The organism is Actinomadura sp. NPDC049382 (assembly GCF_040677125.1).
Taxonomy (GTDB): Bacteria; Actinomycetota; Actinomycetes; order Streptosporangiales; family Streptosporangiaceae; genus Spirillospora; species Spirillospora geliboluensis.
This window is the reverse complement of sequence record NZ_JBFARO010000022.1, coordinates 17803-43687: the sequence shown is the minus strand read 5'-3', so window position 1 is coordinate 43687 and position 25885 is coordinate 17803. Positions and strand designations below refer to the sequence as shown.

General features: G+C 72.2%; 28 protein-coding genes. 15 read left to right on the top strand and 13 right to left on the bottom strand.

From position 1 onward, the window contains the following. Window positions 1–137: 137 nt before the first annotated feature. Window positions 138–1214, top strand: a complete 1077-nt coding sequence (locus tag AB0K34_RS16350) for an aspartate-semialdehyde dehydrogenase (protein ID WP_364549359.1) — start codon at window positions 138–140, stop codon at window positions 1212–1214. Between the two features lie 93 nt (window positions 1215–1307). Then, window positions 1308–1976 carry a TetR family transcriptional regulator gene (locus tag AB0K34_RS16345; RefSeq protein WP_138635543.1) on the top strand — a complete coding sequence of 223 codons (669 nt, stop codon included), beginning with the start codon at window positions 1308–1310 and terminating at the stop codon, window positions 1974–1976. A gap of 24 nt (window positions 1977–2000) precedes the next feature. Here the strand turns inward: AB0K34_RS16345 and AB0K34_RS16340 are convergent, their stop codons facing one another. The 3 genes from AB0K34_RS16340 to AB0K34_RS16330 all read right to left on the bottom strand — a co-directional run bounded on the left by AB0K34_RS16340 (window position 2001) and on the right by AB0K34_RS16330 (window position 5652). Beyond that, window positions 2001–2834, bottom strand: coding sequence for a hypothetical protein (locus AB0K34_RS16340; RefSeq protein ID WP_364549355.1), 834 nt, complete (start codon window positions 2832–2834; stop codon window positions 2001–2003). 242 nt (window positions 2835–3076) lie between these two features. After that, the gene (locus AB0K34_RS16335; RefSeq protein ID WP_138635542.1) at window positions 3077–4840 is read right to left on the bottom strand and encodes a prolyl oligopeptidase family serine peptidase; all 1764 of its coding nucleotides are present in this window, start codon (window positions 4838–4840) and stop codon (window positions 3077–3079) included. A gap of 56 nt (window positions 4841–4896) precedes the next feature. Beyond that, entirely contained in the window at window positions 4897–5652 is a 756-nt protein-coding gene (locus tag AB0K34_RS16330; protein ID WP_364549351.1) for a MerR family transcriptional regulator, read from the bottom strand. Between the two features lie 116 nt (window positions 5653–5768). On the opposite strand from AB0K34_RS16330, the gene AB0K34_RS16325 reads away from it, so the two are divergent. Next, a complete protein-coding gene (locus tag AB0K34_RS16325; protein ID WP_364549347.1) occupies window positions 5769–6011 on the top strand; it encodes a hypothetical protein in 243 nt (80 codons plus the stop codon). A gap of 100 nt (window positions 6012–6111) precedes the next feature. On the opposite strand, the gene AB0K34_RS16320 is transcribed toward AB0K34_RS16325, so the two are convergent. From AB0K34_RS16320 to AB0K34_RS16305, 4 genes are all read right to left on the bottom strand, one after another. Then, entirely contained in the window at window positions 6112–7272 is a 1161-nt protein-coding gene (locus AB0K34_RS16320; RefSeq protein ID WP_364549343.1) for a transposase, read from the bottom strand. Window positions 7273–7434: 162 nt separating this feature from the next. Further along, entirely contained in the window at window positions 7435–7599 is a 165-nt protein-coding gene (locus tag AB0K34_RS16315; RefSeq protein ID WP_364549340.1) for a hypothetical protein, read from the bottom strand. Between the two features lie 34 nt (window positions 7600–7633). Beyond that, window positions 7634–7909 carry a hypothetical protein gene (locus tag AB0K34_RS16310; RefSeq protein WP_138635539.1) on the bottom strand — a complete coding sequence of 92 codons (276 nt, stop codon included), beginning with the start codon at window positions 7907–7909 and terminating at the stop codon, window positions 7634–7636. 107 nt (window positions 7910–8016) lie between these two features. Then, window positions 8017–8931, bottom strand: a complete 915-nt coding sequence (locus AB0K34_RS16305; protein WP_301173859.1) for a LysR substrate-binding domain-containing protein — start codon at window positions 8929–8931, stop codon at window positions 8017–8019. An 88-nt stretch (window positions 8932–9019) separates the two neighbouring features. Between AB0K34_RS16305 and AB0K34_RS16300 the strand changes: the two genes are divergently transcribed. After that, window positions 9020–10126: a pyridoxal-phosphate dependent enzyme gene (locus AB0K34_RS16300; protein ID WP_364549337.1), complete on the top strand. Its 1107-nt coding sequence runs from the start codon at window positions 9020–9022 to the stop codon at window positions 10124–10126. A 23-nt stretch (window positions 10127–10149) separates the two neighbouring features. On the opposite strand, the gene AB0K34_RS16295 is transcribed toward AB0K34_RS16300, so the two are convergent. Beyond that, a complete protein-coding gene (locus tag AB0K34_RS16295; protein ID WP_364549334.1) occupies window positions 10150–11031 on the bottom strand; it encodes a helix-turn-helix transcriptional regulator in 882 nt (293 codons plus the stop codon). Between the two features lie 824 nt (window positions 11032–11855). On the opposite strand from AB0K34_RS16295, the gene AB0K34_RS16290 reads away from it, so the two are divergent. After that, complete coding sequence (locus AB0K34_RS16290; RefSeq protein ID WP_138635534.1) at window positions 11856–12623, top strand: MerR family transcriptional regulator; 768 nt, start codon at window positions 11856–11858, stop codon at window positions 12621–12623. Between the two features lie 88 nt (window positions 12624–12711). Then, the gene (locus tag AB0K34_RS16285; RefSeq protein ID WP_138635533.1) at window positions 12712–13182 is read left to right on the top strand and encodes a hypothetical protein; all 471 of its coding nucleotides are present in this window, start codon (window positions 12712–12714) and stop codon (window positions 13180–13182) included. A 67-nt stretch (window positions 13183–13249) separates the two neighbouring features. Here AB0K34_RS16285 and AB0K34_RS16280 read toward each other — a convergent pair whose 3' ends face one another. Next, a complete protein-coding gene (locus AB0K34_RS16280) occupies window positions 13250–14908 on the bottom strand; it encodes a catalase (RefSeq protein WP_301173862.1) in 1659 nt (552 codons plus the stop codon). Between the two features lie 176 nt (window positions 14909–15084). On the opposite strand from AB0K34_RS16280, the gene AB0K34_RS16275 reads away from it, so the two are divergent. Further along, window positions 15085–15342, top strand: coding sequence for a hypothetical protein (locus AB0K34_RS16275; RefSeq protein WP_364549330.1), 258 nt, complete (start codon window positions 15085–15087; stop codon window positions 15340–15342). A 10-nt stretch (window positions 15343–15352) separates the two neighbouring features. On the opposite strand, the gene AB0K34_RS16270 is transcribed toward AB0K34_RS16275, so the two are convergent. After that, window positions 15353–17347 (bottom strand): BTAD domain-containing putative transcriptional regulator, encoded by a 1995-nt coding sequence (locus tag AB0K34_RS16270; RefSeq protein ID WP_364549327.1) that lies wholly within the window; start codon window positions 17345–17347, stop codon window positions 15353–15355. Between the two features lie 58 nt (window positions 17348–17405). On the opposite strand from AB0K34_RS16270, the gene AB0K34_RS16265 reads away from it, so the two are divergent. After that, on the top strand, window positions 17406–18278 hold the full coding sequence (locus tag AB0K34_RS16265) for an alpha/beta hydrolase (RefSeq protein ID WP_138635529.1): 873 nt from the start codon (window positions 17406–17408) through the stop codon (window positions 18276–18278). A 396-nt stretch (window positions 18279–18674) separates the two neighbouring features. Here the strand turns inward: AB0K34_RS16265 and AB0K34_RS16260 are convergent, their stop codons facing one another. The 3 genes from AB0K34_RS16260 to AB0K34_RS16250 all read right to left on the bottom strand — a co-directional run bounded on the left by AB0K34_RS16260 (window position 18675) and on the right by AB0K34_RS16250 (window position 21412). After that, on the bottom strand, window positions 18675–19541 hold the full coding sequence (locus AB0K34_RS16260; RefSeq protein ID WP_364549324.1) for an N-acetylmuramoyl-L-alanine amidase: 867 nt from the start codon (window positions 19539–19541) through the stop codon (window positions 18675–18677). 126 nt (window positions 19542–19667) lie between these two features. Then, the gene (locus AB0K34_RS16255; protein WP_364549321.1) at window positions 19668–20342 is read right to left on the bottom strand and encodes an alpha/beta fold hydrolase; all 675 of its coding nucleotides are present in this window, start codon (window positions 20340–20342) and stop codon (window positions 19668–19670) included. 146 nt (window positions 20343–20488) lie between these two features. Continuing rightward, window positions 20489–21412 (bottom strand): N-acetylmuramoyl-L-alanine amidase, encoded by a 924-nt coding sequence (locus AB0K34_RS16250; RefSeq protein ID WP_364549318.1) that lies wholly within the window; start codon window positions 21410–21412, stop codon window positions 20489–20491. 369 nt (window positions 21413–21781) lie between these two features. On the opposite strand from AB0K34_RS16250, the gene AB0K34_RS16245 reads away from it, so the two are divergent. Genes AB0K34_RS16245 through AB0K34_RS16215 form a run of 7 tightly spaced genes read left to right on the top strand, consistent with a single transcriptional unit; the run spans window position 21782 to window position 25852 of the window. Beyond that, window positions 21782–22141, top strand: a complete 360-nt coding sequence (locus tag AB0K34_RS16245) for a hypothetical protein (RefSeq protein ID WP_364549315.1) — start codon at window positions 21782–21784, stop codon at window positions 22139–22141. 2 nt (window positions 22142–22143) lie between these two features. Next, complete coding sequence (locus AB0K34_RS16240) at window positions 22144–22401, top strand: monovalent cation/H+ antiporter complex subunit F (RefSeq protein WP_364549312.1); 258 nt, start codon at window positions 22144–22146, stop codon at window positions 22399–22401. Further along, window positions 22398–22706 carry a monovalent cation/H(+) antiporter subunit G gene (locus tag AB0K34_RS16235; protein WP_364549309.1) on the top strand — a complete coding sequence of 103 codons (309 nt, stop codon included), beginning with the start codon at window positions 22398–22400 and terminating at the stop codon, window positions 22704–22706. The genes AB0K34_RS16240 and AB0K34_RS16235 overlap by 4 nt, the downstream gene beginning before the upstream one ends. Next, window positions 22703–22963 (top strand): DUF4040 domain-containing protein, encoded by a 261-nt coding sequence (locus AB0K34_RS16230; protein WP_138635524.1) that lies wholly within the window; start codon window positions 22703–22705, stop codon window positions 22961–22963. Before AB0K34_RS16235 ends, AB0K34_RS16230 begins: the two co-directional genes overlap by 4 nt. Then, window positions 22960–23706: an MnhB domain-containing protein gene (locus AB0K34_RS16225; RefSeq protein WP_364549306.1), complete on the top strand. Its 747-nt coding sequence runs from the start codon at window positions 22960–22962 to the stop codon at window positions 23704–23706. Before AB0K34_RS16230 ends, AB0K34_RS16225 begins: the two co-directional genes overlap by 4 nt. Continuing rightward, window positions 23703–24047, top strand: a complete 345-nt coding sequence (locus tag AB0K34_RS16220; protein ID WP_138635522.1) for a sodium:proton antiporter — start codon at window positions 23703–23705, stop codon at window positions 24045–24047. Before AB0K34_RS16225 ends, AB0K34_RS16220 begins: the two co-directional genes overlap by 4 nt. After that, window positions 24044–25852, top strand: a complete 1809-nt coding sequence (locus tag AB0K34_RS16215) for a complex I subunit 5 family protein (RefSeq protein ID WP_364549303.1) — start codon at window positions 24044–24046, stop codon at window positions 25850–25852. Before AB0K34_RS16220 ends, AB0K34_RS16215 begins: the two co-directional genes overlap by 4 nt. Window positions 25853–25885 lie beyond the last annotated feature (33 nt).

Sequence of the window (25885 nt, the reverse complement as noted above, 5' to 3'; positions counted from 1 at the left end):
CACCGCGCGGGCCGCGCCGTCCCGTACCGGGGCCGGCGCGGCCTTTCGCATGTCCGCGAGCCGGGCTGTTTCGCCGTGATTCCAGCGGGTGTGGGCCGTTTTGGGAACCGGGGGTGGACGGCGGTAGTTCTGTGGATGTGAGTGCGACGACGGGCTCCGCCTCCGGGCTGCCGACCCTCGCGGTCGCCGGCGCCACCGGGACGGTCGGTGCGGTGCTGCTCGACCTGCTGTCCATCCGCCGTGACGTCTACGGGGAGATCCGCCTCGCCGGGTCGGCGCGGTCCGCCGGGCGCGTGCTCCAGGTGCGCGGCGCGCCGGCCGAGGTCGTGCCGCTCGCGCCCGGGGTCTTCGCGGGCGCCGACGTCGCGATCTTCGCCGTGCCGGACGCGGTGGCCGCCGAATGGGCGCCGGTCGCGGCGGCCCGCGGCGCCGTGGCGGTCGATGCGTCGCGCGCGTTCCGGACCGCCGCGGACGTCCCGCTCGTCGTCCCGGAGGTGAACCCCGAGCGGGTCCGGGACCGGCCGCGCGGCATCGTCGCGGGCCCCGGCTGCGCGACCCTCACCATGATCGCCGCCGTCGGCGCGCTGCACGCCCGGTACGGGCTCCGGGAGCTGGTCGTCGCGTCCTACCAGGCGGCGTCCGGCGCCGGCCGGGACGGCGTCGACACCCTGTACGCGCAGCTGGAGAAGGTCGGCGGCGACCGCACGCTCGGCCACCGCCCCGGCGCGATGCGCGGCGCGGTCGGCGATCTCGGCCCGTTCCCGGCGCCGCTCGCGCTGAACGTCGTGCCCTGGGCGGGGACGGGCGAGGACGGCGGCTGGACGTCCGACGAGATCGCGCTCCGCGACGAGACCCGCCGCGTCCTCGGCCTGCCCGACCTCAAGGTGTCGGCGACCTGCGTCCGCGTCCCCGTCGTCATCGGGCACTCGATGGCCGTGCACGCCGTGTTCGAGGAGCGCGTCGACCAGCGGGAGGCGCAGGGGATCCTCGCCCGCTCGCCCGGCGTCGTGCTGTGCGACAACCCGGACACGCACGAGTTCCCGACGCCGTCCGACGCCGCCGGCACCGACCCGGTCTGGGCGGGCCGCGTCCGCCGCTCGCTCGACGACCCGCACGCGCTCGACCTGTTCCTGTCCGGGGACAACCTCCGCAAGGGCGCCGCGCTCAACACCGTCCAGACGGCCGAACTGGTCGCCGCCGAACTGACCGCCTGACCCCGGTTCCGCCCCGGCGGGCGGCATCCGGACCGGGCCGGACGGCGGCCGGGGCATGAGCGGACGCCGCGGCAGGGATTTAAGGTGGCATGCGTGACCGAGACGAAGGCCGTGAAGTCCGAGCAGACGCGGGCCGTGATCGTCCAGACGGCGCTGCGCCTGTTCCGGGAGCGCGGATACGACGCGACGACGATGCGGGCGATCGCCAAGGAGGCGGGCGTCTCGGTCGGCAACGCCTACTACTACTTCGGGTCCAAGGAAGAGCTGATCCAGGCGTACTACGACGAGCTGCAGGACGAGCACGTCGCCGCCTGCCGGGCCGTCCTGGACACCGAGACGGAGTTCGCGGCCCGGCTGCTGGGCGTGCTGCGGGCCCGGGTCGACACGATGGTGCCGTACCACGAGTTCGCCGGGAAGTTCTTCAAGTTCGCCGCCGAGCCGACCAGCCCGCTCAACCCGTTCAGCGCCGAGTCGGGCCCGGCCCGCGAGTCGGCGGTCGCGATCTACCGCGAGGTCGTGGAGGGCTCCGATCTGAAGATCGACAAGGAGTTCCGGGCCGAGCTGCCCGAACTCCTGTGGATCTACTCGATGGGCATCGTCCTGTACTGGGTGCACGACAGCTCCCCCGGCTGCCGCAAGACCTACCTCCTCGTGGAGCGGACGGTCCCGCTCGTCAACCGCATGGTGGCGATGTCCCGGCTGCCGGGGTTCAAGTCGGTGACGCGGGAGCTCGTGGGCATCATCCGCGAGGTCCGCGCCTGACCCGGGCGGCACGGGGGCTGCGGGTCAGCGGAAGGTGATGTCCCAGTGGTCCTTCTCGCGGGCGAAGAGCGTGCCGTCCGGTGACCGGTAGAGGCGGGCGCCGTCGCCCCGCCGGCCGGCGTACGGGTGGCGCTTGATCGCGGCGTCCACGCAGCGGGTGGGGGAGATGTCCAGCTTGTAGCCGTTGGCATGGCTGTAGGTGCCGCTCGCGTGGCCGTGCTCGGTGCCGCCGGTCACGGTGATCTCGCAGCCGCTCGACCTGGCGAAGCGGATCAGGCCCTTGACCGTCCCCCACCGGACGCCCTCGAAGGAGGTGCAGGTGCGGACCGTCCGGTCGGAGCAGCCCCCGGTCGAGCGCCACCGGATGCCGTTGCCGCGCAGCGTGTACTCGGCGAACCGCTGCTCCAGCCGCAGCGAGTCGGGCAGGTCAGGCAGGGCGCTCTCCTGCGGGGCGTCCTGCTTCGGAGCCTTCGGGGCGTCCGCCTGCGAGGCGTCCTGCGCGGACGCCGGTGTCGCGGGCTCCTCCTCCGCCGTGGCGGTCGATGACGGCGAGGTGGGCAGTTGCGGTGCGGTGAGCGGCGGCGGTGCGATGAGCGGCTCCGGTTCGGTGGGCGGCTGGGGCGCGGTCGGTGGCGGCGGTTCGGTGGGCGCGGCCTGCCGCTCCACCGGTTCGGGCGCCCTGCGCGCGTTCGCGGGAACGCCGCCGGGAACCCGCGATGCCGGTGCGGACAGCAGAATCGCGTGCGGGGGAGCCTCGGCCGCTGCGGCCCGCCGGGCGCGAGGCGGGTCGTCGCTCGCCGACGCGGCGGCGGCGGACGGGACGGGGGTGAGGGCCGTAGCGGCGGCGCCCAAGGCCATGACCAGCGCGGTCAGGCGGAAGGCGGGGCCGTGCGGCCTCGGTATTCGTTCACCGAAGGCGTGCCGGACGAGCGCATGGGCGTGCCGAAGACATGTCACTGGGATCCCCCCGATCGGTGTTCTCCTGTACCGGGGGGCGGGCCGGGGCCTGCCTGGCGGCCGCCGGCCGCTCGGAGGGATGCCCGAGGTTCGATCTTGTAAACCGGGGGCGGGCGGCCCGCGCCGCCCACCCCCGGGATAGATCACGACATACCGAGATGCTTGCGGGCGAAGCCGATCTCGGCGGCCATCTGGGTGATCCGCTCCTCGACGACGAGGGAGCCGTGCCCCGCGTCGTACCGGTACACCTCGTGCGGGAGGCCCAGCTCGGCGAGGCGGCCGAGGTAGTTGTCGATCTGCCGGATCGGGCAGCGCGGGTCGTTCTCCCCGGCCAGCACCAGCACCGGCGCCTTGACCGCCTCGACGTAGGTGATCGGGGACGACTCGCGGTAGCGGTCCGGGACCTCGTCCGGCGAGCCGCCGAACAGGGAGCGGTCGAACGCCTGGAGGCCCTCCATCTCGTCCTCGTACGCGGCGACGTAGTCGGCGACGGGGACGGCGGCGACGGCGACGCTCCAGTCGTCCGGCTGCGTGCCGATGCCGAGCAGGGTGAGGAAGCCGCCCCACGAGCCGCCCGTCAGGACGAGCCGGGCCGGGTCCGCGAGGCCCGACCCGACCGCCCAGTCGCGGACGGCCTTGATGTCCTCCAGCTCGGTGAGCCCGACGCGGCCCTCGATCGCGTCCCGCCACTGCGAGCCGTACCCGGTGGAGCCCCGGTAGTTGACGCGGACGACCGCGAACCCGTGGTCGACCCAGGCGGCGGCGACCGGCGTGAACGAGTCGTCGTCCTGCGCGGTCGGCCCGCCGTGGACGTCGAACACCGTCGGGTACGGGCGGTCGCCGTCCGGCTTGCTGACCAGCGCGTGGATGCGGCCGCCGGGGCCGTCCACCCACACGTCCTCGACCGGCACGGACGGCGGCGCGGCCGGTCCGGGCGGGGTGAGCACGACCGCGCCGGAGGTGGAGCGGATCACCGGCGGCTCGGCGGCCGACGACCAGGAGAACTCGACCGTCCCGTCCGGCCGGACGGCGGCCCCGCCGATCACGCCGCGCGGAGTGTCGATCCTGGTCAGCGAGCCGCCGTCCAGGTCGTAGCGGTACAGCTCGTCGCGCGCCTCGTGCGAGTGGGAGACCAGCAGCGCGGTGCCGTCGGGGTACCAGTCGGCGCCGATCTCGCCGGGCAGGTCGAGGACGATCTCCCGCTCGGTCCCGGCGACCGGATCCCAGATGAGCATCTCGTCGCGGCCGCGACGCTCATGGTTGACCAGCAGCCGCGAATCGCCGTCGACCGGGGCGAAGCCGGCGCCGTAGACGCCCTTGCCGGGGCCGTCCCAGAGGTCGGCGACCACGGTCCCGTCGGGGCGCAGCACGCGCAGCGCCATGTGGCGGCTGTCGCCGTGCTCGCTGTGCCCGATCGCGATGAGGCTCTCGTCGCGGGACAGAGCGGCGATGTGCGCGTCCTCCGCGTGGTGGTAGAGCACCTCGGGCTCCGCGTCAGGGCGGCACAGGTGGACGGTGTTGCCGTCCTCGGTCGTCCGTCCGATGACGGCGAGGCCGCTGCGGCCCAGGGACAGCCCGGACGGGTACGACGGCTCCAGCCCGGGAACGGCCGGGGCGCTCTCCGCCTCCCCGAAGCGTGCGCGGTTCCAGACGCCGAACTCGTCCCCGTCGGTGTCGGCGAACCACCACACCCACTCGCCGGCCGGGTCGATGGTGCCCATCCACGTGCCGTTGGGGCGGTCGGTCACCTGGCGCTGCGCGCCGGTGCCCCGGTCCCAGCTGTAGATCTCCCACGTCCCGGTCACGTTCGACCGGTAGAGGCTCCGGTCCGGGGCGTCACGCGCCCAGCGGGGCAGGCTCATCCGGGCGGCGCGGAACCGCGCCTTCCATCGCTCGTCATCGACCATGCCCACCAGTATCGCCGCCGATCAGCGGCACCGGGGCAGGCCGCGGCACGGGACGGTCAGGAGCCGGACAGGCGGCCGAGCAGCTCGTCGATGGCGGCGCGGACCTGCCGGTCCATCGCGCGCGCGAACCCCGCCTCGACCGACACCTGCGCGCCCGGACGCAGCTGGGCGAGGGTCTCGGTGAGCTCGCCGAGGTCCTGGTCGCCGACGTTCTTGACGACGTGCGCGGCGATCAGCCCGACGAACATCGCGGCGAGGTCGTCCATGCTGCGCTGGAGCTCCTTGGCCACCGACAGCACCGCGTCCAGCGGCACCCCGGCCCGGACGAGCGCGACGGTCGCGTCCAGCTGGCGGCGGCTCCAGTGGGTGACGCGGTCGCCGTCCACCTCGATGTGGCCGAGGGCGACCGCCCGCTCGACGGCGTCGGGGCCGACGGCCTCGCCGGGGAACAGCGCCGCCAGCTCCGCCAGCGTCATCGTGACCGGGACCTCGTTCGACCACGGCGTCGTGACGGCCTTCTCCACGCCGAGGACGGTGCCGATGTCGCGGCCCTGCTCCCACGCCGACAGCAGCTCGCGGATGCCCTCCAGGGTGTGCCCGCGTTCGAGCAGGTTCCCGATCATGCGGAGGCGGGCCAGATGGTCCTCGGAGTAGAGGCCGATGCGCCCCTCCCGGCGGGGCGGCGGCAGCAGCTTGCGCTCCTGGTAGTAGCGCAGCGTCCGCACGGGGACGCCGGCCGCCGCCGCGAGCTCGCCGATGCGGTACTCGCGGACGCCGTCGCCGGTCTGCTCGTCCGTCGCCTCTTCGTTCACGGGCGTCAGCATAGTTCGCGGCCGGAGACGGACAATCCGGTGCCGCCCGGCGGCGGAACGCGATCCCCGCCGCTCGCGTCTGACCTGCGTTTCATTCCGGCAGAGAGAGGCCGACCATGCCCAAGAGCCGTTCCACCGCACTCGCGCTGACCGTCCTGGTCGCCGCCTTCGGGCTGACCGCGTGCGGCGGCCAGAACCGGTGGTGCGAGCACGACGCGACCGACACCAAGGTCAGCGACAGCTACTGCAAGAGCAACACGCCCGGCTACGAGTGGGAGTCGGGCGGCGGCTCCAAGCACAAGTCCAAGCACAAGAAGACGAGCAAGACCAAGACCCGCCAGTCAACTACTTGGCCCTGAGAGGACCGGGCTTGCCGGTTCGGTCCTTCGGACTTCGTTTGCGCTCCCGACTGCCCGTTACGGCGGGGCGGTCACGGGTCGCATCCACCAGCCCCGCACGCTATGCGGGGGCGGGTTGGGGCATGTTGACGAATACCCACGCCGAGCGTGCGCGGTCGCGCACGTTGATCCCGGCGACGATGTCGGCGGGCCCAGCGAGGCCGCACCGGCGACATGTGAAGTGGTCCCGGCTACGGCGGTTGCCGCGGTCGGTGTGGCCGCAGCGGGGGCAGCGCTGGGAGGTGTAGGCCGGATCCACCGCGATGAACGGCACCCCGTGTCGGCGTGCCTTGTAGGCGATGAACTCGCCGAGTTGGTGGAAGGGCCAGGACGACAGGCGTGCCCGCTGGTCGCGTGGAACCGTGACCCGTGCGCGGATCCCACTCAGTTCTTCGAGTGCGATGCCGCGTCCGGTGCGTGCCGCGACGGCGACGACCTGTTTCGCGATGGTGTGGTTGACGTGCCGGGCGTGCCTGGACTCCCGGCGGGCTCGTTTCTTCAGCAGCCGGGCCGCCGCGCGGGTGCGTTTGGCCTGGAGTTCGGCGCGTTTGCGGGCCTGCCAGCGCCGGTACCGGGAAAGGCGGCGGCCCTGGTGGTTGTCGCCGTCGCTGGTGGTGGCCAGGTTGACGATGCCGCGGTCCACCCCGATCCAGTCGGCGGGCTCGTAGACGTCCGGTTCGGGAACCTCGCAGGTGGCGAGCAGAAACCACTTCCCGTCCCGGTGGACCAGGTCCGACTCGCCTTTGCGGTGCGCGGCCAGCATCTTGGCCTGGTCGGGGGAGCAGGCGAACCTGAGGTTCTTGCACCGCCCGGCCACCGTCCAGATGCTGACGGTGCCCGCGTCCAACTGCCACGACAGGCACCGGTCATCGAAGGTGTGCGCGGCGTCCGGGCGGAACACGATCGGTTTGGACTCGGCCTTGCGGCGCCGCGCGGATGCCGGGCTGCCGAGGCGGCCGTTGCGGATGGTGGCCCGGAGGGTGGTGTAGGCGTCCACGACTCGTTTGATCACGTGCTGGGCGGCCTGGGCGCCGAGCCCGGCGGCTTTGAGGTCGCCGTAGCACAGCCTCCGCAAGGGCAGTTCACGGCCGCGCAGCCCGAACTCCTCGAAAGCCACGACCGCCACGTGGTTGGCGGCGGTGTTGACCAGGTGGAGGGTGTCGGCCAGCACCGTCGCCTGCTCGGGCGTCGGCAGGAGCTTGACCTGCACCACCAATTTCACAGTCTGTGACTGTATCATTACAGTCTATCGGTTGGTGTGGGGTGGACCCTGGCGGCGCTGGACGCGCCGCGCGCGAGGGGAGTGATTCCTCCCAGCCCAAAGGACCGGGATTCCTCGCTAGAAGCCTGCTGAGGGCCGGGCACACATCGGCCTTGTCGAGGGCTAGGGGGCCCGCCGGGCGGCCCTGACCCTGCGCTGCCGGTGCCGCCGCCTCTCGTCCGCGACCTGGGCGCCCGCCTCGGCGGCGATCAGGTCGCGCAGCGAACGCGGCAGGATGTCCGATCGGGGAAGGGTGTCCCTGCGCCGGTCGATGAGCGGTGAACGCATCGGAATCTCCCTGGTGAGCGGTTGCCGTCCGGGATCAGGCCGCGGCGGTGCCGAGCCCCCGGTACGCCCGGGACACGGTGCTGAGCGCCCAGCGCATCCGGGCGCGGTAGATCTCGGGGTGGTCGCCCGCCTCCTGCGCGACGAGGGCGACGCAGCCGGAGCTGTCCCCGCCGCAGGCGCCGATCCGGTCGCGGATCGCCGCGCGGACCTGCTCGGCGGTGGGGCGGTCGGACTCCTGCAGCCCGCAGCAGAACAGGACTTCGGCCAGGTCGGAGGTGGTCATCGAGGTGAGGGTCGGCGTGTTCGACATCGTGTGCCTTCTTCCCGGGGAGGAGCCTCGGTCCCCTGCTGCCGGATACGACTCTGCCTCCAGCGCGAAGTAATCGCCATAGGGGAAAACCCCTAACCGCGGTGGGGTCATCCCCCGATCCGGGGGTTCCGGTCCGCGAATCCGCGGCCGAGTGCCGTCCGGAACGCGCGCACGGCCGGGTGGCCGCCGCCGCCCCGCCGGGACGCGGTGAACAGCCGCCGGGTCCGCTGCCGCGCCGGCAGCCGGACGACCGGCACCGTCGGCGGATGCCCCGCCCACACCAGTCCGGGCAGCAGCGCCGCCGCGTGGCCGTGCTCCACCAGCCGCAGGTGGAGCAGCAGGTCGGTCGACTCGAACCGTACGTCCGGCTCGAAACCGGCCTCCCGGCACAGCCGCGTCGCCCAGTGCCGCGACGCCGTCCCGGGCGGCTCCAGGACCCACGGCACCCCCGCCGCCTCCCGCAACCCGCCGTCTCCCGCTCCGGCGCCGTCGGCGGGGAGGGCGAGGTGGATCTCGTCCTCGCCGAGCTCCTCGTACTCGACGCCCGCCGGGCGCGGTCCCGGCTCCCCCGGGTACTCCTCGGTGAGCACGAGATCGAAGTCCCGTGCGAGCAGGGCGGGGAGCGCGCTCTCCGGCTCCCGCTGGGTGATCTCGATGCGCAGCCGCGGGTGGGCGGCGCGGAGCCGGGTCAGCGCGTCCGGGACGAGCGCGAGCGCCGCGGTCTGGAACGCGGCGACCCGCAGCACGCCCGTGAGGCCCTCCAGCGACGCCGCGAGGTCGGCCTCCGCGCGTTCGAGCCGCTCCAGCACCGCCTCGGTGTGCGCGACGAGGATCTCCGCCTGCGCGGTCAGCCGGACCCGGCGTCCCACCGGCTCCAGTAGCCGCACCCCCGCCTCCCGCTCCAGGACGGAGAGCTGCTGCGAGATCGACGACGGGCTGTACGACAGGGCCTCCGCCACGGCGGCGAGCGTCCCCCGGTGCTTCAGCTCGCGCAGCAGGCGCAGCCGGTGCAGATCCAGCAAGGCAGCCCCATTCATCGACTTGACTGATGAATATCGCTCGAAAACATTCGCTGGACCGACCATAGACCGCTGCGGAAGCGTGGGTCCCATGGTCACCGCTCCCGCCCCGGCCCGCCGGTTCACCCGTCCCGCCGCCCGCGCCTGGACCTGCCCGCCCGCGCCGCACGGCGTAGCCGCCTTCCACCGGACGCTCCCCGGCCATGCTCCGACGCCGCTCGTGGAACTGCCGTCGCTGGCCGCCGCCCTGGGCGTCCGCCGGCTCTTCGTGAAGGACGAGTCGTCCCGCCTCGGCCTCCCCGCCTTCAAGATCCTCGGCGCCTCGTGGGGGATCGCGCGGGCGCTCCGCGACAGGCACCGGCTCCCGGACGCCTCGCTGGAGCGGCTGCGCGCGCAGGGGCCCGTCCGGCTCATCACGGCGACGGACGGCAACCACGGCCGCGCCGTGGCCGAGATGGCGCGGCTCCTCGGCGCGCCGGCCGACGTCTACGTCCCGTACGGCGTGCACCCCGCGGCGATGGCCGCGATCAAGGCGGCGGGCGCGGGCCTGACCGAGGTCCCCGGCCCCTACGACGAGGCGGTGCGGGTCGCCGCTGAGGAGGCCGCCGCCGACCCGTCGGCCCTGCTCGTCCAGGACACGGCCTGGCCGGGCTACGAACGCGTACCCGGGTGGATCGTCGAGGGCTACTCCACGCTGTTCACCGAGATCGACGAGCAACTGGCCGAGGTGGGCGCCGCACCGGCGGGCCTGGTGGCCGTTCCAGTGGGCGTTGGCTCGCTGGCACAGGCGGCCGTGACCCACTACAGGTCGGGCCCGGCCCGGCCCACCGTCCTCTCCGTGGAGCCCGACGCCGCGCCCTGCGTCCTGACGAGCCTTCACCACGGCGGGCCGCTGACCATCGAGACGGGCTCGACCGCCATGGCGGGCCTCAACTGTGCGACGCCGTCCAGCCTGGCCTGGCCCGTCCTACGGTCGGGCTTGGACGCGGCTGTGACCGTCACTGACCCGGAAACGGCCCGCGCCGCGCAGGACCTCGCTGCCCTCGGCCTGTCTGCGGGCCCGTGCGGCGCAGCTTCCCTAGCAGGAACCCGTATCGCCCTAGCCTCGCCCCACCGCCGCCACCTTGCCCCTGAGCACACCGAGACCGTCGTCCTGCTGAACACCGAGGGGCGAGCCGCAAACCCTTCCCTGCCCTGACCGGGCATGGGAGGTGCGTGGTGTCAGCTTCTTTCCAGTAGGCCGTCTACGAGGGTTCGGCTGTCCTCAGGGGAGAGGGACGCTGCGTGGAGGCGGTCCCAGGTGTTCTCGTAGGCGGCGGTCTCTATGGCCCTGGAGAGGTAGAGAGCGGTCGTCAGGAACTCGACGTAGACGACGTCCGGGATCTCCGCCTTCTCGAACAGCAGCATGGTGAAGGGCTGCTGGACGATCGGCGCCGCCGGGCTGCCGAGGGGGATGACCCTCAGCTTGCTCCCCGCCGGCTCGTTCGCGGCCGCCAGGCGTTCCAATTGGCCGCGGACGGTGTCCCGGTCGCCCGTCAGCCGCCGCAGCGCCGCCTCGTCGACCACGGCCGTGAACGTCCGGTGGACGGCGCGGTCGAACCGGCGGTTCATGAGGCGGACGTAGAGCCTCTCGTCGATCTCGGAGGCGCCGGCCTGCTGGCTCCTGCTGCGCAGGCAGGCGCGCGCGTACTCCTCGGTCTGCAGCGCTTCGGGGATGCCGCCGGGGCTGTACGCCCGAACGTGGTCGGCGTCCTCCTCCATGTCCAGGTAGCGGTGCCGCCAGGACGGGACCATGTCGCCGTAGCGCCGCCACGACGCGCGCTCGGCGGCCTCCCGGGCGAGCCGGAGGAGGGGTTCGCGCTCGTCCTCGGCGACGCCGTACAGGGCCAGCAGGTCGGCGACGTCCCGCTCCTTGACCGCCGCGCGCCCGAGCTCCATCCGGCTGATCTTCGAGGCGCTGCCCCGGATGAGGTATCCGGCGTCCTCGCGGGTGACGCCGCTCAGCACGCGGAGCCTGCGCAGTTCGGTGCCGAGGAGCAGGCGGCGGGCCATCGGCCCCCGGACGAGGCCGGTCGGCGGCTCCCTGCCCTGCCCTGCGGTCAATGCGGCTCCAAGCTCTCGGACGGACTGCTGCCAGGGCGGACGTGGGCGCCGCGCACCGAGCATCCTACGCCGGAAACCGCTTCACGCGTGCAGATGCACGTGCATTTGAACAATCGGGCAATGCATGCACGTGCAGAGTGCCTTGCGGATGCACGAACGATGCAGGAGGATTGCGACGATTCGACGGCCCTGACCGAAGGGTCGTCAAGACAGATGTGGGCGGCCTCCCGTGGATCAGACAGGAGGCCGCCCTGGCCCGTCCCAGCAGTCGACGCAAGAGAAGGGCGTTGCTCATGAGGCTATCTCGGCGTGCTCGGAAGGAGCACGAACCCCCGGACGAGGTCGCGCGGTCACCCATGCGGTGGGCGCTGGTCCTGGCGCTCGCGCTCGGGCTGGCCGCCGCCGCATCCCGCCGGCATCGGGGCCGGCGCCACCGCGGGGCACACCGTCACCGGCCCGCCGCGCACGACTACAGACTGGTGCCCAGAAGGGTGCGACGCCTGGCCCGCATCTAACCAGCGCCTGGCCGGCGTCCAGCCGGTGTCCGGAGTCGGCCTGGAGAGTCGGCCTGGACCTTTGTAGCGTGCTCTGTCGTTGAGCGGTTGGCGAGCGGGCGCGCGTAGGCATCCGTACGGTGCTCGGGCGTTTCGAGGACGAAGCAGAGTCCATGGGACGCCCGAGGCGACGGATGCGGCGGCATCCGATCGAGATGACCAGATGCCGGGTCCCGTGCCGACGAGAGACGTTCTCCCCCGAGCGCCTCACGATGCAGCGATGCTGACAGTGCCGATGGTTACAGTGCGGATTGTTAAGGTGAGCGCGACATGGGCGAGGACGGGCGCGGCCGGGCGGACGGGCGCGGGCGCGAGTACCGGGTCGAGGAGCTGGCGGCCGAGGCGGGCGTGCCGGTCCGGACGCTGCGCTACTACCAGGAGCGGCGGCTGCTGCCCATGCCGCGCAGGCAGGGCCGGATCGCCCTCTACGACGACTCCCACCTGGAGCGGCTGCGCCTGATCGCGGACCTGCTCGACCGCGGGCACCGGCTGAGCGGCATCGGGGAGCTGCTCGCCGCGGCGGACGCGGGGCGCGGGGTCACCGAGCTGCTCGGCTTCGCGTGGGCGGCCGCCACCCCCTGGGCGGACCGGGCGCGGGCCGAGATCGCCATGGACGAGCTGACCGCGGCCTTCGAGGGCCGGCTGGCGCCGGAGCACATCGCGGAGGCGGTCGAGCTGGGGCACCTCACAGTGGCCGGGGACCGGGTCGTGATCAACAGCCCGCGGCTGTTCGACGCGGCCGTCCAGCTGGTGCGCGCCGGGATCCCGCTGCCCGCGATCCTCGCCATGAGCTGGGAGCTGGAGGCGGCGTTCGACCGGATGGCGTTCGGTTTCGTCCAGCTGGTCAGGGGGCATCTCCTGGACCGGCGGGACGGCGATCCGTCCCCGGCGGACCTGGACCGGCTCGCCGAGCTCGTGGCGCGGCTGCGCCCGATCGCCAGGACCGTCGCCGACGAGCATCTCGCCCGCGCGATGGACCGCCGGCTGACCAAGGACATTTCGGAAATCGGGCAGCGAATCCGGCCTACGCGCCGGTAACATACCCCTACCGCAGCCCCGCGGGATTGGTTACTCTCGGCCAACAGTCCCAGTCAGGACTGGGAGCGAGTCGTGAGGGGGTCGCACGGTGCCAGGGACGAACGACGGTCGGGCGGCGCTGTACCGGTTCCTCGCCGACCGGGCCGACGAGATCACCGCCGAGGTGGCCGGCGAGGTCGCCGCCCGCGTCCCCGCCTACACCCGGCTGGGCCCGGACGAGATCGCGAACCTCGTCACGGAGGCCATCGCGGTCTACTCCGGCGCCCGCGAGGCGCGCGCCGTGCTGCCGGTGTTCCGCGCGCTCGGCGCCGGCGAGGCGTGCGCCGGGCACGACGTCCGCCACTTCGAGTCGGCGCTGCGCACCGCCGCGCGCGTGCTCGTCCGCCGGACGGCCGGCGCGGCGTCCCGCCTCTACCCGCCGACGGCCGAGTTCATCGCGGTCATGCGGACCGCGTTCACCGCCGAGAGCGCGATTGTCGAGGCCGCGATCGACGGCCACCGCCGCGCGACGCGCCCCGCCGTGGCGCGCCGCCTCTACCCGCTGCTCAGCGACAACTAGCCGCGCGACGACCTCCCTGACTGGGCGTGTGAGCCACGGCCCAGTCAGGGATGTCGTCCTTTCGCGGTCAGCGGTGCACGACGGCCCGCTCGTTCGGGACGCAGTGGGTCATCTTCAGGCCGCTGACGTCGCGGGACCCGTTCTTGCCGAGGTTCGCGAGCCGCTGCCCGTCCTCGTCGGTGAGGGTCTGGCCGGGCAGCGGGTCCAGGTGCTCGACGTCCTCCGGCTTGATGCCGAGGCCCTCGCCGACGCGCAGCCCGAGGTCGTCATCGACGAGCAGGAAATGCCACACCATCCGCTCCTGGACCGGACGCGCGCACTGCGAGATGAGATCCACGAAATTGTGGACGAGGTCGTCGCGCTCCCATTCCTCCATGAGGCAGTAGCGCTGGCCGGCCTGCTTGTAGTCGTTCGCCCGCGCGATGCGCATGCGGGTCAGCCGGCCCCGGATCTCCGGGCCCTGCTCGTCATGGGTCGGGTACTGGCCCTCGCGCAGCCCGCCCGTGATGGACGGCTCGTAGTTCACGTGCGGGTTCTCCCCGCCGCCGTCCACGTAGTACGCCATCTCGCCGTCGCGCTGGTTCGTCCGCACCTTCGCGCCCTTGGCCTGGTTGACGGGCAGTTGCAGGTAGTTGGGGCCGACGCGGTGGCGCTGGGTGTCGCTGTAGGAGAACGTCCGCCCGACGAGCATCTTGTCGTCGGAGAAGTCGAGGCCGTCCACCAGGACCCCGGTGCCGAAGGAGATCTGCTCGTTCTCGGCGAAGTTGTTGTCGACGTTCCGGTCCAGGACGATCCGGCCCACCGGCTTCGGCGGGAAGTCGTTCTCCGGCCACACCTTGGTGTCGTCGAGCGGGTCGAAGTCGAGTTCCGGATGCTCGTGGTCGTCCATCATCTGCACGACCAGCTCCCATTCCGGGAAGTCGCCGCGGTCGATGGCGTCGTGCAGGTCCTTCGTGGCGTGCCCGAGGTCGCCGGCCTGCACGTTGGCCGCGTCCTCCCCGGTCATGCTCCGCACGCCCTGCTTCGGGATCCAGTGGTACTTGACGAGCTTCGTCTCGCCCGTCGCGTTCACCCACTTGTAGGTGTTCACGCCGAAGCCCTGCATGTGCCGGTAGTCGGCCGGGATGCCGCGCGGGCTGAACAGGTTGACGAGCATGTGCATCGACTCGGGCGTCTGCGACATGAAGTCGAAGATGCGCGCCGGCTCCTGCCGGAACGTCACCGGGTCCGGCTTGAGGGCGTGGATGACGTCGGGGAACTTGATGGCGTCCCGGATGAAGAACACCGCCAGGTTGTTGCCGACGAGGTCCCAGTTGCCGTCCTCCGTGTAGAACTTGATGGCGAATCCGCGCGGGTCGCGGGCCGTTTCCGCGGAGTCCCGGCCGCCGATGACCGTGGAGAAGCGCAGCGCGATGGGGGTGCGCTTCCCGGCGCCCTGGAACAGCTTCGCGCGGGTGTAGGTCTCGATGGGCTCATCGCCCCATTTCCCGTACGCCTCGAAGAAGCCGTAGGACGTCACGCCGCGCGCGTGGACGACCCTTTCCGGGATCCGCTCCCGGTCGAAGTGGCTGATCTTCTCCAGGAACTGGTAGTTCTCCAGCGTGGCCGGGCCCCGGGATCCGACCGTCCGCTGGTTCTGGTTGTCGTAGACCGGGTGGCCCTGCCGGTTGGTCAGTACCGGACGATCGTCCCCCGGCTGCGGCCCCATGCTCGATACGTCCGTCACGACGCGCTCTCTCCTCTCCACCACTGCTTCGGGTGCGCACCTACCCGAAAAGGAGCAATTGAACGGCCCGTAACAGGTAAACCCCGGGATCACGCCGTCCCCGCTCGACAGCGGGCCCAGGCCGGGGTGTGCCAGGGGGTTTGCCATGGCTCAGGGCCGTGGCGAGGATGTGGCCGGTGATCCCCATTTACACGACCGACTCGGTTCCCATCGACGGGAGCCCGCCGGTGACGCATGCCTGGCCCGTCTGGACCGTGGCGACGGACATCGGGCAGGGGCTTGAGTCGCTCGCCATGTCGGCGGTCTCGCGAGGTGCGCATGCCGTTGTCGGGCTGCGGTTCGCGACCTTCTCCAGCCACGTGATGGTGGACCGCTACGCGCTGATGGGGACCGCCGTCGTCCTGGGCGGCGACCCGGGGCCGCCGCCCGCGTGAGCCCGGCCGGTCAGGCGCGGAGGGAGGCGGTGAGGTCGTCCAGGTAGCGGGAGACCGGGCCGAGGGTGATGACGCCGCTGCCTGCGCCCGCCAGTTCACCGGCGGCAGGGGCCAGGGCGTCGTGGGCGCGCCGCATCGTTTCATGGTCGTCCACGGCGAGGGCGGCGGTGGCGATCAGGCACCACAGGGCCTCGAACAGCAGGTCGTGCGGCGGGTCCGGGACGTCCCGGAGTGCGGCCGCAGACTCGTCCGGACGGCCGCGCGCCAGCAGCACCAGGGGACGGGCCCACGGCTCGTAAGGCCCCCAGTCGGCCGGGTCGGTCTGGGCGGGCTGCCGGTGCTGGACGCGCAGGCAGAGGAGCGCCAGCGGCAGGAGACCGTCTTCCAGGCCGGGCATGCCGGAGCCCCGCATGCGTTCGGCCGCGTCCCGGTAGGCCGCCTCGGCCTCGGCCATGGGGGCGCCGGACGCGGCGAGCCGCATCGCCCGGTACCAGGTGGTGAACACGCCCACCAGCGGACGTTCATGGTGCTCGGCCAGCCGCCCGGCGGTGGCCGCGTGCTCGTCGGCGGCGGCGAAGTCGGCGAGCGCGCCGCGCGCCTGGAGCCGGATGAGGTGCCCGAGGACCTCGTAGGTCGCGAGGTCGTGCCGGGCGGACAGCTCGACCAGCTCGGCGCCGATCGCGTCCCGCCGGGAAGCCAGGCTGGCGCGCTCGAAGGTCTGCATGTAGACGCCGTTGAGCGCGAAGGCGAGCAGCGCCGGGTCGTCCAGGCCGCGGGCGATCGCCTCCGCCTCCCGGGCCGCCTCGCGCGCCCGCGGCGTGCCGGTGCCGCGCGACTCCAGCGCGATCGTGGCCAGCAGCCGGGCCCGCGCGGCGGCGCGGCCCGGCGGGAGCGCGGCGAGGGTCCGCTCGGCCGCCGCCGCGACCTGGGCGGCCTGCCGCGGGTCGTCCGACCGGGTCCAGTTCGCCGGGACGTCGTACGCACCGATGACCCGCGCCGTGAGGTCGGCGTCGCCGAGCTCCTCCGCCGCCAGGATCGCCGGCAGCCGCTGCTCGCGCGCCGCCTCCAGGCCCCCGCCGCCGGTCATCGCGAGGTTGCGCAGGATGCCCACGGTCGACTCCAGCCGGGCCCGCGCTCCGGTCGCCACCGTGCGGTCGTACGTCTCGGCCGCCTTCGCCCATACGCGCGTCGCCGCGTCCTGGGCGGGGTCCAGGCGGTCGGCCTGGCGGAGGATGTCCTCCTCTAGGCGACGCAACTCCGGGCCTGGGTCGACCCCCAGTTGCTCTACGAGAAGGCCGCGCGCTCGGCGAAGCACTGCGAGCGCGTCGCCCTGACGGCCGGTGCGGTAGAGGGCCAGGGCCAGCAGGCGCCACGCGTCCTCCCGCCAAGGGTGCTCGGCGACGTGCGCGTCAAGATCCGGGACGGCGTCGGCGGCGAGGCCCAGGGCCAGCAGCGCCTCCGCCCGCCGCTCGGCCGCGCGCAGCCGCAGCTCCGCCAGCCGGGACCGCTCCGCGCGCGCCCACGGCTCCTCGGCGAACTCGGCGTAGGCGGGGCCGCGCCACCAGCCGAGCGCCTCGTCCAGCGCGGCGAGCAACTCGGACGCGGGACGGTCGGCCGGGGGACGGCCGTTCGCGGATCGGCCGTTCGCGGGACGGCCGGTCTCGGTCACGGCGTCCTCGAAGCGCCAGGCGTCCACCCCGTCCGGGCCGGGGCGCAGCGCGTACCCGGGGCCCTCGGTCACCAGCAGCCGGGACGGCGTCCGGGGCGGACGGCCGGGTTCCAGGACGCGCCGCAGCGCCGCCACGAAGGTACGGACCGCCCCGACCCCGTCCGAAGGGGGATCGATCCACAGGTCGTCCACCAGAAGGGACACCGGGACGACGCGTCCGCGCGCGATGATCAGCCGGGCCAGGACGGCGCGGTGCCGCGGCCCCTTCAAGGCGATGGTGTTCCCGTCGCCGTCCCAGGCCGTGACCGGCCCGAGTACCCCGAACAGGACGTCCACCCAAGCCACCGTATAGCGCGCTCATCGGATGCTCATTGGCGGCGGGCAACCTGAGGTCATGGCAAACATCAACGGATTCGAATACAAGCGCGTCCCCGTCGCGGACGGCGTCTCCCTGAACGTGGCCGTCGGCGGGTCGGGCTCGCCTATCGTCCTTCTGCACGGCTTCCCGCAGACCCACCTGATGTGGCGGCACGTCGCCCGCGACCTTGCCGCCGACCACACCGTCATCGTCCCCGACCTCCGTGGATACGGGGAGAGCGACAAGCCGGAAGGCGCCGACGCCGACTACTCCAAGCGGACCATGGCCGCCGACATCGTCGCCTTGGCCCGCGCCCTGGGCCACGAGCGGTTCGCGCTGGCCGGGCACGACCGCGGCGCCCTCGTCGCCTTCCGTGCCGGTCTCGACCACCCCGACACCATCACCCACCTGGCCATCCTGGACGTCCTGCCCACCCTGGACATGTGGGACGTCATGCACGGCACCACCGCCGCCGTCGGCTTCCACCTCTACCTGATGGCCCAGCCGCCCGGCCTCCCCGAGCAGCTGATCGCCGGCGCCCCGGACGCGTTCTTCGGCCACTTCCTCGACCTGTGGGCGAACGACCCGTCCGCGATCCCGCCGGACGTCCGCGCCGCCTACCTGGACGCCTGCCGCGCCGCGATCCCGTCGATCGTCGCCGACTACCGCGCGTCCGCCACGATCGACGTCGACCAGGACACGGCCGACCGCGACGCCGGCAACCGGCTGCGGATGCCCGTCACCGTCCTCCAGCAGGACTGGGGCGCCGCGCTCGGCTACGACGCCGTGGCCCTCTGGCGCGCCTGGGCGTCCGACCTCCACCACGCCACCGTGACCTGCGGTCACTTCATGGCCGAGGAGGACCCGGCGGAGATCGCGAAGTCCCTTCGCGCGCTGATGGCCCGCTAGGACGTCCGGGCGGCGTCGCAGCGCCCGGACGTCGAGCACGGGCCGCGCCCGGTGCAGGTCTGAACGATCAGCGCCGGGCGCGGCCCGTGCCGGTCGTCGCCGGAGACCCGGCGGCGCCCAGAGTTTCGCGAACGAGGGCGGTCACCAGGGCGGGCCGCCCTGCGTTGCCGCCCACACCCACACATAGAGGATGAATCCGAACGCCGCCAACCCCAGGAGCATCTCCCAGTTGAGCGGTGCGCTGTGTCCCCGTCTACGGGCCATGGTCATCGTCCGTTCGTCCGGTGGCGTCCCCGTCGACCGCTCGTGTAGCCGGACAAGCGGCCCTTTAAGCCCAGTGAACGGCAAACAGCACCCTTCTCGCCGGAAGCGCGTGTCTCACTGGAAGTACGCGTCTCACTGGAAGTACCTATCGAAACCCTGCGCGAGGGAGTCGGCCATGCGCTGCCGGAACGAGGCACTGGACATCTTGGCCGCGTCGCCCGCGTTCGCCATGTTGCCGCACTCGATGAACGCGGCCGGGACCGTGGACAGGTTCAGCCCGCCGAGGTCGTCGCGCCGGTCCAGGCCCTCCTTCCCGACGTAGGTGGCGAAGGGGAGGCCCGTCCCGGCGTGGAAGGCGTCGCGGATGTCCAGGCCCAGCCGGCGGGACGCGTCCACGATGCCCTTGTTCTCGCCGACCGGCGCCGGAACGATCACATGGAACCCGTGCCCGGACGCGGCGGCGCCGTCGGCGTGGATCGACAGCGCCGCGTCCGCGCGCGCCCGGTTGGCGATCGCCGCGCGCTCCGTGATGCACGGCCCGACGCCGGTGTCGTTCTCGCGGGTCAGCGTGACCTTCGCGCCCTCGTCCCGCAGCCTGCGCGCGAGCCGGTTCGCCACGTCCCAGGTGAAGGCATGCTCGGCGTAGCCATCGGGCGTGCTCGTCCCGACCGTGTTGCACGGCTTGCGGCCGTTCCCGATGAAGACCTGCTTGTTGATCACCTCCGGATGGGACGCGTTGCCGCCGTTGTGACCGGGGTCGAGCACGATCACCTTCCCGCTCACCGGCGACGCGGCACGGGTGCCGGGCGCGCTCGTCTTCGGCGTCCCGCCCGTCGGTGTGCCGGTCCCCGGCGTTCCTTCGCCGGACGTCCCGTTGTCCGACCCTCCGCCGCACCCGGCCAGCACCAACCCGACGCTCAGCGCCATCCCGGCCACGAGGCCGCTCCCGAACCACCGCACAAGCCCGCCTCCCCCGATGACCTGCTCGCCCTGATGCACTCAGAGTAACCGTGCGGGTTCGTTCCGGATTGGCAGGTCAGTTCTGTGTCGGCTCGCGCGCGCTTGGGACGACGAAGCGGGACGTCCCCCCGAGGACGTCCCGCCACGTGTGCTCGTCGGTGCCGGCTAGCTCTTGGTGAACTGGGCGATGGCGCCGAGGACCACCGCGTCGGCGAGGAAGCCGATGTGGGTCTGGCAGGGGACGTAGTGGTTGTTCGCGCCGTCCAGGCGGGTGCTGGTGTAGGGGATGATGATGCCGTCGCACGGCGAGTACCAGGTGGCGTACTGCGTGCTGCCGGGCGTCTCGTCCCCCGCGCTGATCTGCTGGATGAAGGACGAGCCCGGGAGCATCTGGCGGCACGTCTCGAAGATGGTGCACGCGGTGGCGTACGTCGTCCCGTGGTTGGCGCCCGCGATCGACGCCAGGTGCGCCACGTTCGGGTTGCCGTTCAGGACCTTCAGGTAGTACTGGCTGACCAGGCCGCCCATGGAGTGGTTGACGATGTCGACCTGCGACGCGCCGGTCCGCGACTTCACCTGGTTCACGTACGACGCCAGCCCGGCGGCGTTCTGCTTGTTGTCGCCGTAGGAGTTGTACTCGTAGGCGAACAGCTGGTCGCTGCTGTAGCCGGCGGCGCGGAACACCGACATGGCCGTGACCCAGTTGGACGCACTGCCGGTGTAGCCGTGCACGAAGACGACGGGCCGCGGTCCGGCGGCGTTGGCCGGTGCCGCGAGGCCGAGCCCGAACGTCGCCAGCGCCGCGCAGAGCGCGATGAGCGACCCGAGGACCCGTTTCATGAAGCCTCCAGGGGTGGGGGGAACCGAACCCCTGAACTGTGACCCGGCGCGGCGCCGCACGCATCGGCGAAATCACCGGCCTTGACCGATCCGGTGGGGCGGCCGCGCTTCTCCGGGGTGACCTCAGGCGGGCGTTGGGCGAGGTCTCAGATGGACCAGATAAGGCCCTTGGCGCTGCCTCCGGTGACCCGTCCCGTGCCGGTGCCGTGCTGGATGACCTGGAACCGGACCCGGCGGCCGTTGCCCACGACGTCCGCCGCCACGTCGTGGTGCAGGAACGTCGCCCCGTCGAAGGCGACGTGCTCGGAGGTCGACCCGACCTCGACGCTGCCGTCGGAGTCGGCGCGCTCGATCACCCGCGCCTGGAGCCGCGTGCCCCGCGCCAGCCCCTCGACGCGGACGTTCGCGACGAGGGCGTACTGGGCGGGCCCTTCGATGAAGGACGGTCCGCCCGCGTTCCGGTGGTGGTGCGCCGAGTCGGAGTACTCGTCGTCCCAGCGGACCGTCACCCACTCGCCGGGCGGCAGGTCCTGCGCCGCGGCCATCCCGACGGACACGTAGTCCGGCGCGTCGCCGTCGCCGGAGCCGTCGCCGGAGCCGCCGCCGGAACCGGAGGCGGGCATCCCGGCCCGCACCCACGCGTACAGCTGGTCGCCGGGGCAGCTCGTGGCGTACACGTCCCGGTGCCCGAGCTTCTTCAGGCCGCCGCCCTTGCGGCGGACCGCCTCGTCGTAGACCGCCCGGATGGACCGCTTGGCCGCCGCGGTCGCGTCGCCGTCCCGTCCGATCATGCAGACGCCGATGCCGGACGAGTTGTGGCCCGGCGCGTGCGCGCCGACCGTCAGCCAGCCGCGCCCCTCGTAGATCCGGCCCTTGACGTCGACCAGGAAGTTGTAGCCGATGTCGGCCCAGCCGTTGCCGTCCATGTGGAAGTCCTGGATGGACCGCACCGTCTGCGTGGTGGGGCCTTCGGAGTAATGGACGACGAACTCGGTGCGGGCCCCCCACGAGACCGTCGAGCGGGACCGCGGAGCGCGGGCTCCCCACTCCTTCCGGCTGATGATGTCCACGGTCGGCCTCCATACGGATTCAGAACGTGACACGAGAGCCTAGGCCCCTTGTCCCCGGCTTTCATCTGGAACGGCTGGATACGCCTTTGGAGCAGGCGTGACGGGAAGTGTGGGGGCGAGCGCCCTCTTGAGTACGAACAGTGAACAGATGATTACGAAGAGGGTCGGGCGGGCAGGTGGGGAAGGACGGCCTGCCTCGGCGACGGGCGGCCGCCGGTTTCGGGGAGGCGCCACATGGCCGGCCAGTCGGAGGGGACGACGCCAAGGGTTCGCGTGCTCCGGCTACTGCTCTGGTGGCCGCCCCTCTTCGCCCTCTGGACGCTGTTCGTCGGTGAATGGTCCTGGCTGAACGCCGTGTGGGGAGCGGCCATGGCACTCGTAGCCGCGGTAAGCGCCTTGCTGGTCACCGAGGAAGGGCTGCTGGACGCGCGCGGACGCTGGGCCTGGTGCCGCGAGCTCGGCGCGGCCACGGTCGCGATGGTCGTGGACTTCTCGATCGTCGTCCGCGTGCTCGCCGCGTCCGTCGCCACCGGACGGCGCGAAGTGGGCACCTTCCGGGAGGACGCGAGCGAGGCCGGCCACGGCCCCGTGCCCTCGGGACGCCGGGCCTGGGTGCAGCTCGTGGCCACCTGGTCGCCGAACTGCTACGTCCTCGACATCTCACCCGAAACAGGACGGCGATTGCTCCACGACCTGCGACCGGACCGGCGATCGGAGCTTCCGTCGTGACCATGACCCGGCCCCTGTTCCTCCTCGCGGCGGCCGTCCTCCTCGCCGGATGGCTGCCGCTGCTGGTCGTCGGCCTCCGCGCCAAGGCGATCGACGGCGTGGCCGCCCTCCAGACGGTCGGAGCGCAGGCGACGCTGGTGCTGATCTGCCTCACCACCGGGCTGCAGCAGTCGTCCTTCTCCTCCCTCGCGCTGATCACCGCCGTCTGCGTCGTCGTCAGCGGCCTGGTCTTCGCCCGCTTCCTGGACCGGCTGCCGTGAGCGCCGCCGAACTCGCCGCGCAGGTGCTGCTCTGGGCCGGGGTGGCCGCCCAGCTCGCGTGCTGCGTCGGCGTCTGGTGGATGCGCGACGTCTTCGACCGGCTGCACTACACCGCCGCGTCCGCCACCGTCGGACCGGCGCTCATCGGCACGTCCGTGGTGGTGACCGGCGGCGCGGGATCGGTGTCCAGCACGGTCGAGGTCGTCACCGCGGCCGCCGTACTCCTGCTGCTCAGCCCAGTGGTCACCCACGCGGTCGGACGAGCGGCGCGGCGCATGCTGCACGACCGCGAGGCCGGCTCATGACCGCCGCGGCGCTCACGACCGTCCTGCAGGCGATCGCGCTCACCCTCGCCGGCGTCCTGGCCGTGGGGACGGTGCTGGTCCGCGACCCGCTGCGCCAGGTCGTCGTCTTCAGCCTGTTCGGGCTGTCGCTCGTCATGGTGTTCGCGCTGCTGATGGCGCCGGACGTGGCGATCGCGGAGATCGCGGTGTCGTCGATCGGCGTCCCGATGGTGCTGCTGCCCGTCATCTACAAGACCCATGGCGGGGGAAAGGGATGAAGGCGCGGTGGCGGCGGGTGCTGGTGCTGCCCCCGCTCGCGGCGATCCTCAGCGTCCTCATCTGGGGCTACACCGGCCTTCCGGACTTCGGCGCCCGAATCGGGGAGTACGGCCGTCTCATCAACCAGAACGCCCAGGGGCAGCGCCACATCACCAACTTCGTGACCGCCGTGATGTTCGACTACCGCGGCATGGACACGATGATCGAGGAGTTCATCCTCTTCACGGCCGTGATGGGCCTCGTCCTGCTGCTGCGGTCGAGCCGCGAAGCCGCCACCGGACGTCCGCCCCCCGACAACGTCACCAGCGACGCCGTCCGCACCGTCGGCGGTGTGCTCGCTCCCGTGCTGCTCCTGTTCGGCCTGTGGGTGATCAGCTTCGGGTACATCACTCCGGGCGGCGGGTTCCAGGGCGGCGTGCTCGCGTCCGGCGGCGCGCTGCTGCTGTGGCTGGCAGGCGGCCACCGCCATTTCCGCCGCCTTGCGCCGACCACGCTGCTCGACGCGACCGAGGGGCTGGGTGCCGCCGCCTACGTGGCACTGGGTTTCCTGGGGCTGACCGCAGGCGCCGCCTTCCTGACGAACACCCTCCCCCTGGGATCGGCCGGGACCCTCGCCTCCGGCGGTACGACCGCCGCGCTGAACTGGGCCGCCGGTGTCGAGGTCACCGCCGCCTTCGTCCTCATCTACCGCGAGTTCATCGAGGAGTACACGCAGCCGTCCGACGCCAGGGCGGACCAGTGATCTATTACCCGTACGTGGTCGCCGGGGTGCTGTTCGTCGCCGGCCTGTACGGGGTGGCGACCAGCCGCAGCTACATCCACCTCGGCGTGTGCCTGAACATCATGCAGTCGTCCACGTACCTGCTGCTGCTGGCGGTCGGCTACCGCAGCGGGGCGTCGCCGCCCGTCACCAAGGGGCAGGCACCGGGCACGCCGCTCACCGACCCGGTGGTCCAGGCCCTCACCCTCACCGACATCGTGGTCAGCGTCGTCGTCCTCGCGCTCGTCCTGTCCCTGGCCCTGCAGGCACACCGGCACGCCGGGACGGTGGACCCGGAAGAGATGCGTCCGACCCGCGGATGAACCAGTTCGTTCCTCTCGTCGTCGCGCTGCCGCTGGTCTGCGCCGCGCTACTGGCCGCCGTGGGGCAGCACCTGCCCCGCCTGCTCCCGGACGCGATCGCCATCGCCTGCGCCGCTGCCGTGACCGGCCTGAGCCTCGTCCTCACCCTGCACTCGACCGACGGCACGATCGTCTACTGGTTCGGGGGCTGGTCTCCGGTCCAGGGCGGGTTTCCCTGGGGGATCGGCTTCGTCGTCGACCCGCTGGCCGCTGCGGAGGCGACCCTGGCGGCGGCGGCCGTCCTCGGTGCGCTGGTGTTCTCGTGGGGGCATTTCGAGAACATCCGCCATCTCTTCTACTCGCTGATGTTGGCCTTCCTTGCCGGCATGGTGGGGTTCGTCCTGTCCGGGGACCTGTTCAACATCTTCGTGTTCCTGGAGCTGATGAGCGTCGCCGCGTACGCGCTCAGCGGCTACCACGTGAAGCGTCCGGAAGTGCTGCAGGGCGCACTGGACTTCGCCATCCTCAACACCATCGGGACGCTGACCCTGCTGATGGGGATCGGCGTCCTCTACGGGCGGACCGGCAACCTCAACCTGGTCGGCATCGGCACGGCGCTGGAGCAGCATCACCCGTCCGGGCTGTTGGTGCTTGCGCTCACCTTCATCACGGTCGGATTCCTGGTGAAGGCGGGGACCGTCCCCTTCCACTTCTGGCTGACGGACGCCTACAGCGTGGCCACCGCCCCGGCGGCCGCCATCTTCACCGCCGTGATGAGCGACCTGGCGTACGACGTGTACTCCCGCGTCCACGCCACCGTCTTCGCCCCGACGCTCGGCGACGACGACGCCGTACGCCACGCGTTGCTGGGCCTGGCGCTGCTCAGCGCGGTCCTGGGTGCCGTCATGTGCTTCCTGGAAGCGGACCTGAAACGGCAGTTGGCGTTCATGACCGTCAGCAATGGGGGTGTGGTCCTGGCGGGCATTGCGACGCTTACGGCTGAGGGGCTGGCGGGCTCGGTCATGTACATCATCACCGCCGGGCTGTTGCGGGGCGCACTGATGCTGTGCCTGGGCATGCTGATCGTGCGGCTGGGCTCGTCGGACGAAACGGTTTTGCATGGCCGTGGCCGCGCGGGCCCTTTTGCGCTGGCAGTGCTCCTGACCATTTGTGCCGCGGGCTTGGCCACTCCTCCCGGCTTCGGGCCGTTCCAATCCGCGACTCTTGTTTACGACGCGCTGGCAAGCGCCGGCTATGCGTGGGTGGCGCCCGTTCTGGCCGTCTGCATAGCGATCAGCGCGGCGGCGGTACTGCGTGCGGCGGCCCGCATCTTCCTGGGCTGGGGTCCCGCTGAGGATCCGACCCTGACCAGCCAGGAAACCGAACCCCATCGTGTCGACGGCCACCACCGCCTATGGCCTTTGATCGCGCCCTTGCTCCTGGCAGCCACCGGCTACTTCCTGGCCTTCGCTCCCGACCTGCCTGCTCACGCGATAAAGGCGGCAGCCGACCTGCACGACCACGCGTCCCATGCCCGCCTGGTGACCCAAGGCATCGCACCGCCGCCTCGTCCTCTCCCCGAACACGGCATCCCCTTGCGCGACTGGCTTTACGGGGCGCTCTCCTTCGCGGGGGCCTTCCTACTCGCGGCGGTCGGTCTCTGGTGGCAACGCCTTCCGACCCGCCTACAAAAGCCGCTACGGGCATGTATCAGGCCACCGATCATCGCGGTGAAGACCGTCCACAGCGGCAGCATCGGCGACTACACGACCTGGCTGATCGCGGCGACCGCAACCCTTGCTCTGGCCTGGGCCGCCACCCTCTGAGCGCCGCAGGTCAGCGGTGGGACGGCTCGGGCG

Coding starts and splice junctions, on each gene's coding strand:
- AB0K34_RS16340 (WP_364549355.1), bottom strand. CDS start 2,834: ATGGCCTTGGGCGCCGCCGCTACGGCCCTCACCCCCGTCCCGTCCGCC.
- AB0K34_RS16335 (WP_138635542.1), bottom strand. CDS start 4,840: ATGGTCGATGACGAGCGATGGAAGGCGCGGTTCCGCGCCGCCCGGATG.
- AB0K34_RS16325 (WP_364549347.1), top strand. CDS start 5,769: ATGCCCAAGAGCCGTTCCACCGCACTCGCGCTGACCGTCCTGGTCGCC.
- AB0K34_RS16315 (WP_364549340.1), bottom strand. CDS start 7,599: ATGCGTTCACCGCTCATCGACCGGCGCAGGGACACCCTTCCCCGATCG.
- AB0K34_RS16310 (WP_138635539.1), bottom strand. CDS start 7,909: ATGTCGAACACGCCGACCCTCACCTCGATGACCACCTCCGACCTGGCC.
- AB0K34_RS16300 (WP_364549337.1), top strand. CDS start 9,020: ATGGTCACCGCTCCCGCCCCGGCCCGCCGGTTCACCCGTCCCGCCGCC.
- AB0K34_RS16290 (WP_138635534.1), top strand. CDS start 11,856: ATGGGCGAGGACGGGCGCGGCCGGGCGGACGGGCGCGGGCGCGAGTAC.
- AB0K34_RS16265 (WP_138635529.1), top strand. CDS start 17,406: ATGGCAAACATCAACGGATTCGAATACAAGCGCGTCCCCGTCGCGGAC.
- AB0K34_RS16255 (WP_364549321.1), bottom strand. CDS start 20,342: ATGAAACGGGTCCTCGGGTCGCTCATCGCGCTCTGCGCGGCGCTGGCG.
- AB0K34_RS16245 (WP_364549315.1), top strand. CDS start 21,782: ATGGCACTCGTAGCCGCGGTAAGCGCCTTGCTGGTCACCGAGGAAGGG.
- AB0K34_RS16240 (WP_364549312.1), top strand. CDS start 22,144: ATGACCCGGCCCCTGTTCCTCCTCGCGGCGGCCGTCCTCCTCGCCGGA.
- AB0K34_RS16230 (WP_138635524.1), top strand. CDS start 22,703: ATGACCGCCGCGGCGCTCACGACCGTCCTGCAGGCGATCGCGCTCACC.
- AB0K34_RS16225 (WP_364549306.1), top strand. CDS start 22,960: ATGAAGGCGCGGTGGCGGCGGGTGCTGGTGCTGCCCCCGCTCGCGGCG.
- AB0K34_RS16215 (WP_364549303.1), top strand. CDS start 24,044: ATGAACCAGTTCGTTCCTCTCGTCGTCGCGCTGCCGCTGGTCTGCGCC.